This is a genomic window from Peribacillus frigoritolerans (assembly GCF_001636405.1).
GTDB classification, from domain to species: domain Bacteria; phylum Bacillota; class Bacilli; order Bacillales; family DSM-1321; genus Peribacillus; species Peribacillus frigoritolerans.
This window is the reverse complement of record NZ_KV440950.1, coordinates 47,428-65,414: the sequence shown is the minus strand read 5'-3', so window position 1 is coordinate 65,414 and position 17,987 is coordinate 47,428. Positions and strand designations below refer to the sequence as shown.

The window sequence follows — 17,987 nt, the reverse complement described above, 5'->3', positions numbered from 1 at the left end:
ATCGAGTTTATCTATACTATGAAACCTCTTTAAATTAGTAAACGAGAGGTTTTTGTTTGGATGATGTAAGAGTTCATGTGTAATAGATAGAGTCACTTTCATTACTGCTTTTTTTATAGAATTTAGAGAGTATTAAAAATTGCTGGAAAAAAGTTTCCCCAAACTATTTGCAATCGCTACCATTTAATGTTATGCTTAGTCTTAATTATTTTTGTTCGGTACTAAGGATACTAAAAGTACTACTTTTCGTTTTCGATGATGACTTAGAGCAAGGATAGTAATACATTGTGCTTAGATGCACTAGGAGGCAACAACAATGGAACAAGGTAAAGTAAAATGGTTTAACGCAGAAAAAGGTTTTGGATTCATCGAACGCGAAAACGGAGACGACGTATTCGTACATTTCTCAGCTATCCAAAGCGAAGGTTTCAAATCTTTAGACGAAGGCCAAGAAGTTACTTTTGAAGTAGAACAAGGTCAACGCGGACCTCAAGCTTCTAACGTTCAAAAAGCATAATTTCGATAACAAAAAAAGACGGATCCTTTTTAAAGGGTCCGTCTTTTTTTTGTTTTGTGAAAATACATAACAAAAAACCCTGCTAAACGATAAGCAGGGTAAATGGTACAAGTAAAGTAAAACGCTTAAAAAGGTTTGACTAAGTATATCATAGTTTTTCAAAAAAATACTAAATTAAATATATTATACGTATCAAGGTAACGATAGGTAATTACTGAAATCATTGATTGAAGGGGCGTAAAGCAATTTATGTCCCTTCTTTTTTTCGCCTGAAGATCAGGGAAGAGGGCGGCATGACCTTTTTGTTAGCAAAAAGGGAAACAAAAAAACGATGGCCCACATAACATATGGGCACTTTCATTAATTTCTTTGGGAAGTGGAAAAGATTCTTATACATTCAAATATGGATTTGAATATTCAGGGAATTATGTTATATTATAATCAAACGAAGATTTGAATGAGAGGTGTGAGAAGATGACGGAACTGAAAGATATATGTGATGTTCACCTGCATGATGAAGTGAAGGTCAATCGCATTCAAGAGGAAATGGGCCAGGTGGATATATCCAGCATGTCGAAGCTGTTTAAGGTTATAGGCGATGAAAATAGGGCGAAGATAGCTTATGCGCTCTGTACGGACGAGGAATTGTGTGTGTGCGATCTGGCCAATATCATTGGTGCTTCGATGGCGACGACGTCACATCATCTTCGTACCCTTTATAAACATGCAATCGTAAAATATCGAAAAGAAGGTAAGTTGGCTTTTTATTCTTTGGATGATCACCATATTAAGCAATTGATTCTCATTGCATTAGAACATCAGCAGGAGGTAAGGGCTGATGGCTGAGTCCCCAATGAAAACATATCGTATCCAGGGTCTATCCTGCACGAATTGTGCGGCTAAATTCGAGAACAATGTCCGTGAACTAGAGGGTGTGAAGGATGCCAAAATCAACTTTGGCGCCTCGAAGATATCGGTACAGGGCAGCGCGACCATTGAACAGATTGAAAAGGCGGGAGCTTTCGATAACCTGAAGATCCGCGGTGAACAGGAACAGGTAACTCAAAAAGAACCATTTTGGAAGCAAAAAGAAAATATTAAAGTGGTGTTTTCGGTTATCTTATTGCTGATCAGCTGGATATTGGATAATCGATATGCTGATGGAAGCATCATGCCGGTAATCGGTTATGCGGCTGCAATCATAGTTGGAGGATATTCATTATTTGTCAATGGTTTGAAAAACCTTGTAAGGCTTCGCTTTGATATGCACACCCTTATGACGGTTGCCATCATCGGGGCGGCCGTGCTTGGTGAATGGGGCGAGGGCGCGACCGTCGTCATTCTATTTGCGATAAGTGAAGCATTGGAAAAATATTCAATGGATAAGGCGCGTAATTCCATCGAATCATTAATGAACATCGCACCTAAAGAAGCTTTGATCCGCAGAGGGCATCATGAAATGATGGTTGCTGTTGATGAGATTGAAGTGGGCGACATCATGATCGTTAAACCTGGTCAAAAACTTGCAATGGATGGCCGGATCATGAAGGGCGCCTCGACACTTAATCAAGCAGCCATTACTGGTGAATCCGAGCCGGTTTTTAAAACGGTTGAGGGTGAAGTATTTGCCGGAACCCTAAATGGTGAAGGGCTGCTCGAAGTGGAGGTCACGAAGCGGGTCGAGGATACGACGATTGCAAAAATCATCCACCTTGTTGAAGAAGCACAGGCCGAAAAGGCTCCTTCCCAAGCCTTCGTGGATAAATTCGCAAAATTTTATACGCCGGCCATCATGCTCATTGCCCTGGCCATTGCGGTATTACCCCCGATCGTTGTGAACGGGGATTGGAGTGAATGGATTTATCGGGGATTGGCTGTACTGGTTGTCGGCTGTCCTTGTGCTTTGGTCATTTCTACGCCCATCGCCATCGTGACAGCAATCGGAAATGCTGCGAAACATGGTGTGCTGATTAAAGGCGGGGTCCATTTGGAGGAAGCGGGAGCCTTAAAGGCAATCGCGTTTGATAAAACGGGTACTTTAACAAAGGGCGTACCTGAGGTGACCGATTTCAAAATGTTATCTGATGTGTTGAATGAACAGGACGTGCTGGCTATCGCCGCTGCTTTAGAAAGCAGATCACAGCATCCCCTTGCCACGGCAATTCTTCAAAAGGCGGAAACCAACGATGTGGACTATCATTCTTTATTGGTAGAGGATTTTACTGCAATCACGGGTAAAGGGATAAAAGGGAAAATCAATCAAGAAATCTATTACATTGGTAAACCCCACCTTTTTGTGGAAGAGGCAGGTTTCGTTTTCTCTGATGATGTGCTTAAATTAATCAGCGGCTATCAAAATACAGGGAAAACGGTGATGGTGCTTGGCGATCAAGTGAAGCTCCTTGCAATCATCGCGGTGTCTGATGAAATAAGGGAAAGCAGTAAGGAAGCCATTCGGAAATTGCATGCTTTGGGCATTGAAAAAACGATCATGCTGACTGGCGATAATATCGGAACGGCAAAAGCGATTGGAGCGGCAGCTGGCGTTCATGAAATTGAGGCGGAGCTATTGCCGCAGGATAAATTGACCATCATTAAACGATGGAAACAAAAATACGATCGAGTGGCCATGGTAGGCGATGGTGTCAATGATGCTCCGGCCTTGGCAGCTTCGACGGTAGGAATCGCAATGGGAGGGGCGGGCACGGATACAGCCCTTGAAACAGCTGATATTGCCTTAATGGGTGATGACTTATCGAAGCTGCCTTATACAATCCGCTTAAGCCGCAAAACATTAAAAATCATTAAGCAGAACATCTCGTTTTCATTGGTGATTAAAGTCCTGGCCTTATTATTGATAGCGCCGGGCTGGTTAACACTTTGGATGGCGATTTTTGCCGACATGGGTGCGACGCTATTAGTTACATTGAACAGTCTTAGGTTATTGAGAATAAAAGAATAGAATAATATGGGCTCCCTGGTGCATCTTAAGGTGCACCAGGGAGCTTTTATTTTGAGCTTTCCAATTGTTTCATGTGAAACTTTGAAAAAAATAGTCGGTCGTCATATTTTTTGTTGAAAGTAAAAGGAAGTCCAATAAAAACACTTTGCTAAGGGCAGAAACCGTTATGCAAGCGAAGCCTGGTATGCTACAATGTGCTCGCTTTTAGGCAGCATGACAGTTTGTTTAAATATAATATAGGGAGTAAGAACGGAAGGGATTTGAAATGATGGAATTACAGCAGAGGGCAATTTTGGTTGGAGTCAATCTCAACGGTTCAAAGGATTTTGAGTATTCGATGGAGGAATTGGCCAATTTAACGGAAGCATGTGAGGTAGAGGTTGCAGGGACCATCACACAAAATTTGCATCGGGTGAACTCATCACATTTTATCGGTACCGGGAAGATCGAGGAAGTGAAAAATCTAGTTGAGCATAAAGAAGCTAATGTCGTCATTTTTAATGACCAGCTCTCACCTTCGCAACTTCGTAATCTGGAGAGGGACATGGATTGCAAGGTGATTGACCGGACAATCCTGATTCTGGATATTTTCGCGCATCGGGCGAAAACGAAGGAAGCACAGCTTCAGGTAGAAGTGGCAAAGCTGCAGTATATGCTCCCGCGTCTCGTTGGTTTAAGGGAGTCATTAGGGCGTCAGAGCGGCGGGGTCGGTACAAACAAAGGTGCAGGTGAAAAGCAGTTAGAGCTTGACCGCAGGAGGATCGAGGAAAATATAAGTGTTTTGAATAAAGAACTGGAAGACCTTGTTGCACACAGGCAAACGCAGAGGAAACAACGGAAAAAGAATGCCATCCCTGTCGTATCCTTAGTCGGTTATACCAATGCAGGTAAATCTTCGATCATGAATGCACTGATTGAGATGTTCCATCCAACTGCCGAGAAGCAGGTGTTGGAGAAGGATATGCTGTTCGCTACGCTTGAGACGTCCGTCCGAAACATTCCGCTGCCGGATAAAAAGGAATTCTTATTGACGGATACGGTGGGATTTGTGTCTAAATTGCCGCATCATCTAGTGAAGGCATTCCGATCCACATTGGAAGAAGTGGTAGAAGCGGATCTGTTGGTCCATGTTGTCGATTTTTCCAATCCTAATCATGAGCAGCAAATAGAGATAACGGAAAAGACTTTAAACGATATAGGCATTAAAGGGATTCCGACGATCTTTGCGTATAATAAAGCGGACCTTACCGATTTGGATATCCCTCAGGTGAATCGTGGCTCTGTATATATGTCAGCAAAAAACAAAGTTGGCATCGAGGAATTGATAAATCAAATTCGCAAGCATATTTTTGTCGACTATACCCACTGTGAAATGCTGATTCCATTTGATCAAGGGCAGCTGGTTTCTTATTTCAATGAAAATGGTCACATAACGGAAACAGAATATGAGGCAATCGGTTATCGAATAAAGCTTGAGTGCAAGAAAACGGATTATGAGAAATATAAACGATACGTTATACATCCGGAATGAACCTGCTTGTTGATAAATTTTTAATGGGTTGTTGATAAGTGGAAAAGTCGATTCGTTAATGTGGATAACTTTTGGTGAAGTGCCTCTGTTCTGCAAAAACAAAGAGAATAACACCATATAATATGTGAATAAGTTGTGGATAAAAGTGAAAAGACCCAGAAAACCAAGAATTTTCGTTTCTGGGCTTTTTTTTATGTGGACAAAGTGTTGATAAGCGGGTAATCGGAACAAATCAGCCAAAAATATCAGTAAGTATGATGAAAAGTAAGTTTGGATGTAGAAAAATGACGAGGCTTATCACTTATTGTTAGGAAATATAACATGAATATTACATATTGCAAATTTAGTGACTGGAAATACTTTACACTTTGTATAATGTAACTTGCTTTTCAACATTATAGAATAAAGAATACTCAATTCCCTGATTTATAATCAGGATTTGAGTTTTTAAGATTAGTAGGGGGGGCTTTTTGTGTTTGAAGGAAACAGGGACCGGGGCGTGGCCAGTGAGAGAATGAGAGAGAAAATAATAAAAAAATAAGAGATTCTTGGCTGGGAAATCGCCATGACTTGTTAGGTGATTAAATTGATGGAAACCATGTTGGCAATGCTTTCAATCGTTTAAATATGAGGACAGTAGAGAGAATGCACGCAATTCCTCCCTTTTTATTTTTCAAAATAAATGTTTGGAAGGAGAAATAGTGGATGAGTATGACGAGCCCGTTAAAAGGTGGTCTAGAGATTAACTTTCAGGAAGCGGAGAGGGGATTATCCCCAAGGGAAGCTTTGGAAGAATCGAATCGATGTTTATACTGCTATGATGCCCCATGTATCCAAGCCTGTCCGACCGGAATAGATATTCCCGGTTTTATCAAGAAGATAGCATCAGGTAATTTTAAAGGGTCGGCCAAGACAATCATGACGGCCAATCCTGTCGGTGCCAGCTGTGCGCGGGTATGTCCGACTGAAGAGTTATGTGAGGGGGCATGTGTCCTGAACCATTCTACAAAGCCGATCATGATCGGCAATCTCCAGCGTTATTCCACAGATTGGGCCATCCAAAATAAACAAGCCCTATTCAAGGCCGGGAAGAAGAATGGCAAAAAAGTTGCCATTGTAGGAAGCGGTCCGGCGGGTTTGTCTGCAGCAAGGGAGTTAGCCTTGCTTGGCTACAGTGTAACCATTTTCGAAGCTGAAAAGAATCCAGGCGGATTAAATACTTACGGAATTGTATCGTTCCGTTTACCTCAGAGCATTTCTTATTGGGAAGTCGAACAAGTAAAGAGTTTGGATGTTGATATTAAAACGAATACACGGGTCGGGGTGGATATTTCCGCAAATCAGCTGACTGCGGACCATGATGCGGTCATTTTAGCGATAGGCATGTCCGATGTTCCTAAGCTTGGGATCGAAGGGGAGAATTTAGCTGAAGTTTATGATGCAATCGATTTCGTAAAGGCCACGAAAACAGGGACAATCACTGATAAATTCATTGGGAAGAAGATGGCGGTGATTGGGGCTGGAAACACGGCGATCGATGCAGCTACCTGTTCTATTCGCCTAGGCGCCGAACAGGTGAGCATTATTTATCGTCGTACCCAAAAGGAAATGACTGCCTATGATTTTGAGTATGAGTTTGCCAAACAAGAAGGTGTCGGTTTTCACTGGCTGACTGCCCCCTCCAGGATACTATCGGATGAAAGCGGTCAGGTAACGGGTATCGAGTGCGTAAAAATGGTGCTTAGCGAGGCAGGTGAAGATGGCCGGCGCCGTCCAGTCCAAATTTCCGGATCAGAGTTCGTCATTCCGGTCGATGGCGTCATTCGTGCCATAGGCCAATCCAGGTATGTAGGATTGATTGAACAGTTCGGCATTCAACATGATGATGGCGTCGTGACATTGGAGGGTGATTCCTACAGGACATCGAATGAAAAGATCTTTGCGTGCGGTGACGTGATCTTCGGAAAAGGCCAAGGTGAGGCAATGGTTGTTTCAGCTGCCCAGCAAGGGAAAAAGACAGCCTATGAAATTGATTCGATTTTGATGGGCGGAGCGGTGGATATTGCTTAAATAACTATGAAAAATAGGAGGCTTATCATGGCTGATTTATCAATTGATCTTGCAGGTATTAAATCTCCCAATCCTTTTTGGCTTGCTTCAGCACCACCTACTAATTCGGGTTATCAAGTTCAGCGTGCATTTGAAGCTGGCTGGGGAGGAGCCGTTTGGAAGACATTGGGTGACCCCATCCTGAATGTCTCATCACGTTTTGCAGCGGTCAGTTTTAATGGACAAAGAGTTGCCGGGTTCAACAATATAGAATTGATAACGGACCGTCCGCTGGAAGTGAATCTGAAGGAAATATATGAAACGAAGAAGAGGTTCCCTGATCACGCAATCATTGCATCGGTGATGGTGGAGCCACAACAGGAAAAGTGGCATGAGATCATCAAGCGCATAGAAGATGTAGGGGTCGATGGTTACGAGTTGAACTTTGGCTGCCCGCACGGTATGGCAGAGCGTGGGATGGGAGCTGCTTCGGGACAGGTTCCAGAACTGGTTGAAAAGCAAACATACTGGGCGAAGGAAGCTGCATCCAAGCCCGTCATCGTCAAGCTTACACCCAATATAACCGACATTACGGTTACGGCTGAAGCGGCGGTGCGCGGCGGTGCGGATGCAATAAGCATGATCAATACGATCAACAGCTTGGCAGGAGTGGATATCCATTCATGGAATACGATTCCCCATGTAGGCGGCAAGGGTGCTCACGGAGGGTATTGCGGTCCAGCTGTGAAGCCGATTGCTTTGAATATGGTGGCAGAGTGTGCAAGGAATAAAATGATCAATGTTCCCATTTCGGGAATTGGCGGCATTTCAAATTGGCAGGATACGGTGGAATTTTTGCTGATGGGTTCGACTGGAGTGCAAATTTGCACGGCTGCCATGCATCACGGTTTTAGAATCGTTGAAGACTTGATCGATGGCCTGTCCAATTATCTTGATGAAAAAGGGATATCCTCCGTGATGGATATTGTCGGTAAGTCCGTACCTCGCTATTCCGACTGGGGGAACTTAGATCTTAATTATAAGGTCGTTGCGCGCATTAATAATGATGTGTGCATTAACTGCAATAAATGCCATATTGCGTGTGAAGATACATCGCATCAATGTATAGATATGTTAAAGGACACGTCAGGCAGCTCATTCTTGAGAGTGCGCGAAGAGGATTGCGTAGGCTGTAATCTTTGCTCGATCGTCTGTCCGGCCGATGGGGCGATCGATATGATCGAATTGACAAATGAATTGCCGCCAATGACGTGGAATGAACGCCAATCGTTCCTTGGGGGCATAAGCAGTGAAAGTGTTGATTTCGTAAAATGATGGAGGGGTCGAATATGAAGAAAATCATTAAAAATGGAACGATTGCAACGGCTGCAGATACGTATCAAGCGGATATATTGATTGAAAATGAGAAGATTGCAATGATTGGAAAGGACCTGTCGGCTGAGGGGGCTGAAATCATTGATGCAAAAGGCGCATATATTTTTCCGGGGGGCATAGATCCGCATACCCATCTCGATATGCCGTTTGGCGGGACAACGACAAAGGATGATTATGAAACAGGTACAATCGCTGCTGCATATGGAGGCACGACAACGATCATCGATTTTTGCCTGACCGAAAAAGGGGTGCCTTTAAAGAAAGCAATTGAAACATGGCATGAAAAGGCCAATGAAAAAGCGGCCATAGACTATGGTTTTCATTTAATGATCAGTGAGATTAATGATGAAGTATTGGCTGAGTTGCCAAGTATCATCGATAATGAAGGGATTTCGTCCTTTAAAGTATTCATGGCTTACAAGAATGTTTTTCAAGCTGATGATGCCACGCTATACCGCACTTTGTTGCAAGCAAAGGAACTTGGCGCACTTGTCATGGTTCATGCTGAAAATGGTGATGTCATCGATTATCTTACAAAGCAGGCGCTTGCCGAAGGGAACACCGATCCAATTTACCATGCATTAACAAGGCCTCCGGAGCTTGAAGGGGAAGCAACTGGACGTGCAGCTAAACTGACGGAAATGGCAAATGGCCAGCTCTATGTCGTTCATGTCACCTGTGAAGATGCGGTTGAAAAGATCACTGAGGCAAGGAATAAAGGGGTGGATATTTGGGGTGAGACTTGTCCGCAATATTTGGTTCTTGACCAGTCTTATCTTGAAAAGCCCCATTTTGAAGGATCTAAGTATGTATGGTCCCCGCCGTTAAGGGAGAAGAAAAACCAGGAAGTGCTATGGAATGCTCTGAAAATGGGGCAGCTGCAAACGATCGGCTCCGATCAATGCTCTTTTGACTTTAAGGGACAGAAGGAACTTGGACGTGAAGATTTCACGAAAATACCGAACGGCGGCCCAACGATAGAGGACCGCATGAGTATCCTCTTTTCTGAAGGGGTCATGAAAGAGCGCATTACTTTGAATCAATTCGTCGACATGACCTCTACACGTGCTGCCAAACTATTTGGATTATTCCCTAAGAAAGGGACGATTGCCGTAGGCTCGGATGCTGATATTGTCATTTTTGACCCGAGGATTGAAAGGGCCATTTCTGCAGATACTCATCACATGGCGGTGGATTATAATGCGTTTGAGGGTATGGAAATTACGGGTGAGCCGGTTTCCGTTTTATCGAGAGGTCAATTCGTCATTAAAGACAAACAATTTGTGGGCGAAGCTGGAAAAGGACAATTCTTGAAACGGGCAAAATATAATTCGGCGTTGAAGCCGGATACCGGGAAAAAGCTTACAGTCTAACTTCGGTAAGGAATCTTGCAAATTAAATTAGGGGGATTTTTATGAGTGAGAAGAAAGATTATTTAAAGTCTCCCGATTTGCTGCCTATACCTCATAGTGAGAAAAACATAAGTGCAGCCGGATTTGGTTTCATTTGGGTGGGCATGGCTGTAGTATTGGCTGCCTTCGCGATCGGTGGGAACGGTGTTCAAAGTTTATCCTTAGGCTGGGTCGTTCTTGCAACGGTCATTGCCTGTGTGGTTCTCGGCTTTTTGATGACAATGACAGGGGATATCGGTGTTGAACATGGAATATCATTTCCAGTCTATATGAGGGCGCCGTTCGGTACGATTGGCACCCACATCCCTTCGGTTGTGCGCGGTTTTGTAGCGTCATGCTGGTTCGGCCTCAATACTTACTTTGGAGCCACTGCAATGAATGCTATCTTTACAACTCTTTTTGACTTTGATAATTGGTTTATCTGCTTCCTCATTTTTGCCGTTTTACAATTAGTCAACACGGCAATGGGAATAAAGTCGATTGAACGATTCGCCGACTTGGCGGCGCCCGTCATCATTCTAATTTCTGGATGGATGTATTTCACCCTATCCGATCAGGCTGTGGCCCAAGGAAGGGAGGTATGGTCCTGGATTGAAAGTCCGGTCACTGGCGGGGCCGCCGCGACGGCTTTCATGGTCGTCATTATGGCAAATATGGGATTTTGGGGCACATTGACTGCAGATATGCCGACGCTTTCCCGCTATATAAAGGCACCAAAAAATGAAAAAAATTGGTTCAAGCGCAATAAGGGGCAAATAATTGGGAATATTATCACCTATCCCATCACCCAGACGTTCATGGTGATTATCGGAGCGGTTTCTTATATGGCTGTTTCCAATTATGACCCTGTAGTTGCCATACAGGGATCAGCAAGTGGAATTGCCCTCGGCGTCCTTTTGATCATGATCGTATTTGCTCAATGGTCGACGAATACTACGGCCAATGTCATTCCCGCAGCTACCATTTTCTCCAATGTCATGGGTCCTAAAATGCCATTTTGGGCGGGAGTCGTTGTAGCGGGGGTTATTGGGATAGTAGTTCAGCCATGGAGCCTGTTCGGCATCATCATAGAAGTTTTATTAATAATAGGTGGAATCCTGGCATCCATTGTCGGCATCCTGGTAGCGGATTACTATTTCCTTCGTAAACGGAGAGTGAATGTACAAGAACTCTATGAGAGTGAAGGCCAGTATAAGTACTTGAATGGAGTGAATTGGGCAGGAATCATTTCTTGGGTGATTGGAGGAATCGGTGCCACGATTTTTTCAAATTATTCGTTTATTATCGGTTTTCTACTCGGCGGTGCTTGTTATTTTATATTAGCTAAGTATTGGTGGTTCAAGCGATATGAACAAGCTGAAATCATCGATCCAAGCGATGAGAAATATTTAGGTATTTCAGTTGGAAGGGATTGGATAATTGAAAAAGGTCCAGAACTTGAGGTAGAGGTGGTTTTTACGGCTTCGACCGGCAAGAAGAACGTTTGAAAAAGGGGGAATGGAAATGTCCGAATATCAAGAGTATCGCTTAGAAAGGGAACAAATCGATTTTTTGCTTGAAAGAGGATATCGAATCACCCGGGTTTCCGAAAGTTTAAGTGGAGCTTTTCTCGATTTTGAACTGATTGAAGGAACGAAGCAGGAATGGAAGCAGTTGAACATCAAAACCCCGGAAGGTAGGAAATACTTCTCTACATTGCTTTTCAAAAAAAAGTTGAATTGAGTAAGTTACGGACCGGGCCTATTCCTCACGAATGGGTCCTTTTTGTTTGAGTTTTTTGTAGAATTTTGACGTTAGATTTTCTGACAAGTGTCTGGAGATTTAAGGGGTGTCCGTTTATAATAGATTTTAAAGCAGTTTTATAAAAGGATGTGGCTGGATGAATACATCGATTACAATCGAGGAAATTCTAACACGCAAGCATTTTAATCTGACGGATATAATTGCAGGCAGCAGTGGGATAAAGCGTCAAGTGAAGTGGGTCCACTGCATGGAAGTCACGCAAATCAGCCATTTGTTAAATGGAAACGAACTGATACTGACTACCGGTTTAGGGTGGAAAGACTGCGATGACACATTTCTATCCTGCTTAAGACAGTTAATAGAGTGCGATGCAGCTGGACTCTGTATAGAGATTGGCGCCAACACCATGGCAGTGCCGCAATGTGCCATCGATCTCGCTAATGAACGGCAATTCCCTATCATCCTATTTCATGAAGAAGTCCCTTTCGTGGAAATCACGCAGGATATACATTCCCTTATCATCAATAAACAATATCAGATGATCTCCAACTTAGAAAACTACTCACAGCAGTTAAATAAAAATCTCCTCGAAATTGACCATTATGAACCAATTCTAAAATTTCTCCACAGCTATTTAAATGTACAGGTTATTCTTATCTTTAATGAAAATGATATAGCCAGCATTCCAAAAATAAAGAAAAAAACAACCTATCAAATGGTAGCGGATATATATGAAGAGAAGCGGAAATTGGATAAAACCGTTCTTGGACAGCCGATACAAGTGCTTGGCGAAAATTATGCGGAACTGCTCATCAGCAGCAACGGCAGGGAGTTGACTGATTTTGATTCATTGATCTTGGATCGAACGGCTACCGCATTGGCACAGCATCTATTAAGGGAGTTATATATAGAAGAAAAGAAAATGTCGGAAGAAAGTATATGGCTTACAAATTGGATTGAAGGTGAATATAGTGACGAAGCAATCCGGGAAAGGCTTTCCTATATTGATCCGAAAATGCAGTTGGATGGCGGAATTGTTTGCATTTGCAAACAACACCCAAAGTATAATAAAAATTCCGCAAAATTAGATGGAACCTATTTTAAGATAATGTTTAGAACTGTTTTTGAACAGTACGGCTTTCAGATATTTTCCATGGAAATACATCAGCATCTTGTTTTTATTTTAGGTGATAATCGTTCATCCGAAGATTGGAAATCAAGGGTTACAAGCGCGGTGGATCGAATCATGAAAATGGATGTAAGCGGGCGTAATCGTATGGGGCTGCTTTCCATTGGTTTTGGTAAGCATGTTCAAAGGTTAAGTGAGATTTATAAAAGCTATGAAACGGCCCGTGAGACGTTGCTGCTTCAGGATACATTACCAGAGGATGACAGGAGCTTCTTTTATCAGGACTTACATATGCATCGCATGATTTCACTCATAAATAAACATGGCAATCTGGAGGAAACGGTATATGAATATTTAGGTCCTGTCATTGAATACGACAAGCAAAACAATGGAGAGCTAATGCCTACCCTGAAGACATACCTTGCCTGTAACGGTTCTAAACAGGAAACATCAAAACAATTATTCATTGTCCGGCAAACGTTATATCATAGGCTTGAAAAATTGGAGAAACTGCTAGGTTCTGATTTTATGCGTTCCGATAAGCGTCTGGGCCTTGAATTCATGATTTTTGCATTGGACTTCTTACAATACAGCAGCAGGAAGATCAGCGGGAAGTATGTAGATAAATATATTGGGAGATGAAAAGATAGTAAGACTGAAGGGTGTCCAGGGGACATCCTTTTTTGAATGCAAGGAAAGGGAGGCAGATAACAAGGTTAATGCTGACATCAAAATGGCCTATATAGCTCCTTGATGTCAGCATCTTTTATTAATATTCATCTTTTTTGGAAAGGCAGCGGTCACATTCCAAGAGGTAGGATTCAGCTTGTTCAATGATATGGGTCCCGCATTCCGAACATTGTTTAGGCGGCAGTGTCCTGAAGAATTCCAATGGGTTTTTGGTTTGCATGGTGATTCCTCCTTATGATTTGGTTTGATCAGTCTTCGTGTTTGGAGAGGCAGCGGTCACATTCCAAGAGATAGGATTCAGCTTGTTCAATGATATGGGTCCCGCATTCCGAACATTGTTTAGGCGGCAGTGTCCTGAAGAATTCCAGTGGGTTTTTGGTTTGCATGATGATTCCTCCTTATGATTTGGTTTCAGTCTTCGCGTTTGGAAAGGCAGTGGTCACATTCCATCAAGTAAGATTCAGCTTGTTCAGTGATATGGGTTCCGCACTCCGTACATTGTTTAGGCGGCAGTGTCCTGAAGAATTCCAGTGGATTTATAGTTTGCATGATGGTTCCTCCTTTTTGATTTGGTTTAATCAGTCTTCGCGTCTGGAAAGGCAGCGGTCACATTCCATTAAGTAGGATTCAGCATGCTCGATAATATGGTCACCGCACTCAGGGCAATGTTTAGCAGGGATATTGTTAAAAAACTCAATGGATTTTTTCATTTGCATGATGATTTCCTCCTTTTAATGTTAGATATATTTTCCGGCCGCTTTATTCTTCACGTTTGGAAAGGCAGCGATCGCATTCCATCAGATAGGAATTTGAATGGTCCACATGTGTTTCACCACATTCCGGGCAATGTTTAAATGAATCGATTATGAGTAAATCTGATTGATTTGCTTGCATGTCTCGCTCCCCCCTATTTATAGTACAGTTTTTGTTGTTTGCTTGTTGTTATAATACAGTATATACCCGAATCTGGAAAATGTATAGGTATTTTACAGAAAATTTGAAATTTTTTTCACCCATAGTGTGAAAACCCTATTGGCAAGGGATTTATCATCTGTATATTTTTTTATTTTTCTTCACGGCAAGTAGAAAATGAAAGAAATAATGCTTTTTATAAAACGAAAAAACAATCAGGGAGTGAAACGGACAAACAATTTTCAATGTGTTGAGTGGGGCATTAATATAACAGATGGGAAACAGGAGGTTGGGTGAACATTGAATGCCTGTTTCACAGTCTATGTAACATAAAAGTGCTTGTTCTAAAATGTCAGCAATATCCAAACGGCAGAGATTTATATGTAAGTTCCTGTCTGTATGGTTTTAATACTTCAGTAAAGAGGTAACTTGCTAGTAGAAGTACAATAATGGGAGGTAGCATATGTCGAAAGCGATGATTATCGTCAATCCATCTTCAGGCAAGGAAAAGGCAGGGAAGATTTTGCCGAAAGCGGAAAAGGCACTTGGCGAAATTTTTGATGAGGTATGCGTTCGTAAAACGGAAGGAGAGGGGGATGCGACGGGGTTTGCAAAGGAGGCCTGTGCAGAAAGATTCGATGCTGTCATTTCCATGGGTGGTGATGGAACGGTGAACGAGATAGTGAATGGCTTGGGCGAGCAGCAGCATCGGCCTATCTTCGGGATCATTCCACTAGGAACCATCAATGATTTCGCCAGGTCTTTGGGTATACCACTGAATCCCAATTCAGCCATCGAGATATTGAAGGATATGCATATTAAGGAATCGGACATAGGGAAGATCAATGACCGTTACTTCATGAATGTGTTGGCGGTAGGGGCAATCGCGGAGGCCACCTATAATGTTTCCGTTGAACAAAAAACCCGTCTTGGGTCTTTTGCCTATTTCATTGAAGGAGCAAAAGCGATCATTAAAAAGACTCCGTTTCCTTTAACGGTTGAACATGATCACGGGAAGTGGATGGGGGAGGCTCATTTACTAATTGCAACCATGACTAACTCTGTCGGCGGTTTTGAACAACTTGCACCAGAGGCGGAAGTGAATGATGGAAAGCTGCACACATTCATCATTAAGGATTTATCTCTTCCTCTCATCGTCAAGATCATTCCCAGCTTGATCAGGGGGGAGATCATGGGGAATGACGAAGTCGAATATATTAAAACATCCAAGCTCCATTTAAACACGTCAGAGGAACTTGCAGTCAATATCGATGGCGATGAAGGCACTCTTCTTCCTTTCCAGGCAGATGTACTGCATAAACATCTTCGTCTATTCGTCCCGGGAACTAAATGAGTCGTTTAGTTCCCATTTCTTTTAACATGTGGGAAAAGCTGATCATGGTTTAGCCAATCAGCTTTTTTCTTTGCGGATGTTCATCGTACACAACGTAAGCTCCTTCGCTTTTATAAAAGGTATCATTATTCAGAAGGATTCCAGGTTAGAATAGTTAATGCATGATTGACTGGGTATAAATATGTTACGCTAATATTTATGATTATAGATGAGAGAGGAAGTTTGATGTTCGTATGGAGTTTTTTCTTGTTATATTAGCCCTTCTTATATTGATAGGAGTGTCTAATGTAATTAACCATTTTATACCCTTTATACCTGTACCATTAATACAAATAGCACTCGGTGTCATATTGGCACTTTTACCCTTGGGTATGCATGTTGAGATGGAGACGGAATTATTTTTGCTATTATTCATCGCACCCCTATTGTTCAATGATGGCAAAAATGTACCCCGAACAGCACTATGGAAGTTGAGAGCACCCATTCTGATGCTTGCACTGGGCCTTGTATTCATAACGGTTTGGGCAGGCGGGTATTTAATTAATTGGATGATCCCTTCGATACCATTGCCGGCAGCATTCGCTTTGGCGGCCATTTTGTCACCTACGGATGTAGTGGCAGTAAGCGCTTTGGCGAGTCGGGTCAAATTGCCGAAGAGCATCATGCATCTTCTCGAAGGCGAAGGGCTGATGAATGATGCCTCAGGTTTAGTTGCCTTTAAGTTTGCTGTTGCAGCTACAGTCACTGGTGTTTTCTCCTTAGTCGACGCAACCTTCAGTTTCATATGGATTGCAATTGGTGGGTTTGTAGGTGGAGCTATACTAGCTTTCATCATTATCAGGCTTCGCGTATTTCTTCGCCGTTTAGGGATGGAAGATGTCACGATGCATATGCTTATCCAAATCCTGACTCCTTTTATTATTTTCCTCGCTGTGGAACATTTCCACCTTTCTGGGATTTTGGCAGTCGTGGCTGGGGGAATTGTCCATGCCATTGAACGAGATCGGGAAATTTCACCAACAGTGGAACTTCAAGTCGTTTCAAAGAGTACATGGTCCGTCATTTTATATGTATTGAATGGTCTTGTATTCGTTTTGCTTGGCTTGCAAATCCCAAGCGTTGCGAAAACGATATTTCAAGATCCAGCCTTCAATAATGGACAAGTGATCCTTTATATCGTGATCATTACACTTTTCCTTTTCGCTTTACGATTCATTTGGCTTACGGCTGCCTGGTCGATTGGCTGGATGACGAAAAAAGCGGGAGCACAAAAACCGGACTTCAAAGCGGCCGGGATCATTACCATTTCCGGAGTTCGCGGAGCTGTAACGTTAGCGGGTTCGTTCTCGATTCCATATGTGTTGGAAGATGGAAGTCCTTTTCCTGAGCGTTCATTAATCATTTTCATTGCAGCAGGTGTCATATTGCTGACACTGATTATTGCGAGTGTATTTCTGCCAATCGTGGCACGGTCGGAAGAAGAGGAAGTGGTGGATAAGCAGGCTGACAAAACGAAGGCTGCTGCCATCCACTCACATCAAGCCGCTATACGGGTGATTGAGTCCCAAATGACAGATGAAAACCGGGAAGCGGCTTTGTCGATCATTTCCAGGTATTGTACCAAGATCAATGAACTGTCCTATGTAGAACAGGAGAAAGAACCGGCTGCATTAAGGGAAGAAGAGAAGGATCTTCGCTTCAAGGCCCTTGAAGCAGAGCAAAGATTCCTTGATAAACTCATTAAGGATGAAAAAGTGGACCGGGAGACGGCGTATATATGCAAGGAATATATCCAGCGTATGGAAGGTGCCGTAACAAATCGACTGAAGTTCCGTTTTTTTAGGTCAGTAACGCTGTTCAGGAGAAGTATGCTGAGGGTTTTAAAATTATTTTTCCCTAATAAAAGTGAAATAAGAAAAATCAACCTTAAGAGATTGGAAAAGGTCAGGGATCTTAAAATCAGGATGTATAAAGCCGCCATCCAAGAGATACAGGCCGGAATTACAGCCGATAATCATAAGACATCCTCGATGATCATAGACGAGTATAAAGTGTTGATTTTAAAATGCAAACGTGAGAACAGAGGCAGTACCCCGAGTAAAATGGTTGAGTATGAAAGGGAGCTGTTCTATAAAGCGATCCAGGCAGAACGGGACGAAGTGCAGGATATGTTTGAAAAACGACAAATCTCCCGTGATGTTGCCAACATACTCCGCCAGCAAATCAATTTACGGGAAGCACTCACTATCAATGAAAATACACATTGATTATACACAAGGAGCACTGTCGATAT

Annotated in this window: 17 protein-coding genes; 12 read left to right on the top strand and 5 right to left on the bottom strand. The window is 42.7% G+C overall.

Annotation, left to right across the window (positions count from 1 at the left end):
* Positions 1 to 316 precede the first annotated feature (316 nt).
* From A6755_RS00250 to A6755_RS00205, 10 genes are all read left to right on the top strand, one after another.
* The gene (locus A6755_RS00250) at positions 317 to 517 is read left to right on the top strand and encodes a cold-shock protein (RefSeq protein WP_034304915.1); all 201 of its coding nucleotides are present in this window, start codon (positions 317 to 319) and stop codon (positions 515 to 517) included.
* A 474-nt stretch (positions 518 to 991) separates the two neighbouring features.
* Positions 992 to 1,363, top strand: coding sequence for an ArsR/SmtB family transcription factor (locus A6755_RS00245; protein ID WP_048685756.1), 372 nt, complete (start codon positions 992 to 994; stop codon positions 1,361 to 1,363).
* Complete coding sequence (locus A6755_RS00240) at positions 1,356 to 3,479, top strand: heavy metal translocating P-type ATPase (protein WP_063589547.1); 2,124 nt, start codon at positions 1,356 to 1,358, stop codon at positions 3,477 to 3,479. The genes A6755_RS00245 and A6755_RS00240 overlap by 8 nt, the downstream gene beginning before the upstream one ends.
* 265 nt (positions 3,480 to 3,744) lie before the next feature.
* Complete coding sequence (gene hflX, locus A6755_RS00235) at positions 3,745 to 5,010, top strand: GTPase HflX (protein WP_063589546.1); 1,266 nt, start codon at positions 3,745 to 3,747, stop codon at positions 5,008 to 5,010.
* Between the two features lie 711 nt (positions 5,011 to 5,721).
* Positions 5,722 to 7,080 carry an NAD(P)-dependent oxidoreductase gene (locus tag A6755_RS00230; RefSeq protein ID WP_377307433.1) on the top strand — a complete coding sequence of 453 codons (1,359 nt, stop codon included), beginning with the start codon at positions 5,722 to 5,724 and terminating at the stop codon, positions 7,078 to 7,080.
* Positions 7,081 to 7,107: 27 nt separating this feature from the next.
* Complete coding sequence (gene preA, locus A6755_RS00225) at positions 7,108 to 8,394, top strand: NAD-dependent dihydropyrimidine dehydrogenase subunit PreA (protein ID WP_034304903.1); 1,287 nt, start codon at positions 7,108 to 7,110, stop codon at positions 8,392 to 8,394.
* 14 nt (positions 8,395 to 8,408) lie between these two features.
* Positions 8,409 to 9,827: a dihydropyrimidinase gene (gene hydA, locus A6755_RS00220; RefSeq protein ID WP_063589544.1), complete on the top strand. Its 1,419-nt coding sequence runs from the start codon at positions 8,409 to 8,411 to the stop codon at positions 9,825 to 9,827.
* Positions 9,828 to 9,868: 41 nt separating this feature from the next.
* The gene (locus A6755_RS00215; RefSeq protein ID WP_063589543.1) at positions 9,869 to 11,353 is read left to right on the top strand and encodes an NCS1 family transporter; all 1,485 of its coding nucleotides are present in this window, start codon (positions 9,869 to 9,871) and stop codon (positions 11,351 to 11,353) included.
* A gap of 16 nt (positions 11,354 to 11,369) precedes the next feature.
* Complete coding sequence (locus A6755_RS00210; protein WP_034304894.1) at positions 11,370 to 11,588, top strand: hypothetical protein; 219 nt, start codon at positions 11,370 to 11,372, stop codon at positions 11,586 to 11,588.
* Between the two features lie 157 nt (positions 11,589 to 11,745).
* On the top strand, positions 11,746 to 13,380 hold the full coding sequence (locus tag A6755_RS00205) for a PucR family transcriptional regulator (protein ID WP_063589542.1): 1,635 nt from the start codon (positions 11,746 to 11,748) through the stop codon (positions 13,378 to 13,380).
* Positions 13,381 to 13,507: 127 nt separating this feature from the next.
* Here A6755_RS00205 and yhfH (A6755_RS25770) read toward each other — a convergent pair whose 3' ends face one another.
* The 5 genes from yhfH (A6755_RS25770) to yhfH (A6755_RS27865) are packed head-to-tail and all read right to left on the bottom strand — an operon-like array spanning position 13,508 to position 14,322.
* Positions 13,508 to 13,648, bottom strand: coding sequence for a protein YhfH (gene yhfH, locus A6755_RS25770; protein ID WP_082201098.1), 141 nt, complete (start codon positions 13,646 to 13,648; stop codon positions 13,508 to 13,510).
* Positions 13,649 to 13,676: 28 nt separating this feature from the next.
* The gene (gene yhfH / locus A6755_RS25765) at positions 13,677 to 13,814 is read right to left on the bottom strand and encodes a protein YhfH (RefSeq protein WP_082201097.1); all 138 of its coding nucleotides are present in this window, start codon (positions 13,812 to 13,814) and stop codon (positions 13,677 to 13,679) included.
* A gap of 25 nt (positions 13,815 to 13,839) precedes the next feature.
* Positions 13,840 to 13,977, bottom strand: a complete 138-nt coding sequence (yhfH, locus tag A6755_RS25760) for a protein YhfH (RefSeq protein WP_082196596.1) — start codon at positions 13,975 to 13,977, stop codon at positions 13,840 to 13,842.
* Between the two features lie 29 nt (positions 13,978 to 14,006).
* The gene (gene yhfH / locus A6755_RS25755) at positions 14,007 to 14,144 is read right to left on the bottom strand and encodes a protein YhfH (protein WP_082162914.1); all 138 of its coding nucleotides are present in this window, start codon (positions 14,142 to 14,144) and stop codon (positions 14,007 to 14,009) included.
* A gap of 43 nt (positions 14,145 to 14,187) precedes the next feature.
* Complete coding sequence (gene yhfH, locus A6755_RS27865) at positions 14,188 to 14,322, bottom strand: protein YhfH (protein WP_258249957.1); 135 nt, start codon at positions 14,320 to 14,322, stop codon at positions 14,188 to 14,190.
* A 481-nt stretch (positions 14,323 to 14,803) separates the two neighbouring features.
* On the opposite strand from yhfH (A6755_RS27865), the gene A6755_RS00200 reads away from it, so the two are divergent.
* Positions 14,804 to 15,694, top strand: coding sequence for a diacylglycerol/lipid kinase family protein (locus tag A6755_RS00200; protein WP_063589541.1), 891 nt, complete (start codon positions 14,804 to 14,806; stop codon positions 15,692 to 15,694).
* A gap of 233 nt (positions 15,695 to 15,927) precedes the next feature.
* Positions 15,928 to 17,961, top strand: a complete 2,034-nt coding sequence (locus tag A6755_RS00195; protein WP_063589540.1) for a Na+/H+ antiporter — start codon at positions 15,928 to 15,930, stop codon at positions 17,959 to 17,961.
* The last annotated feature ends 26 nt before the right edge of the window (positions 17,962 to 17,987 follow it).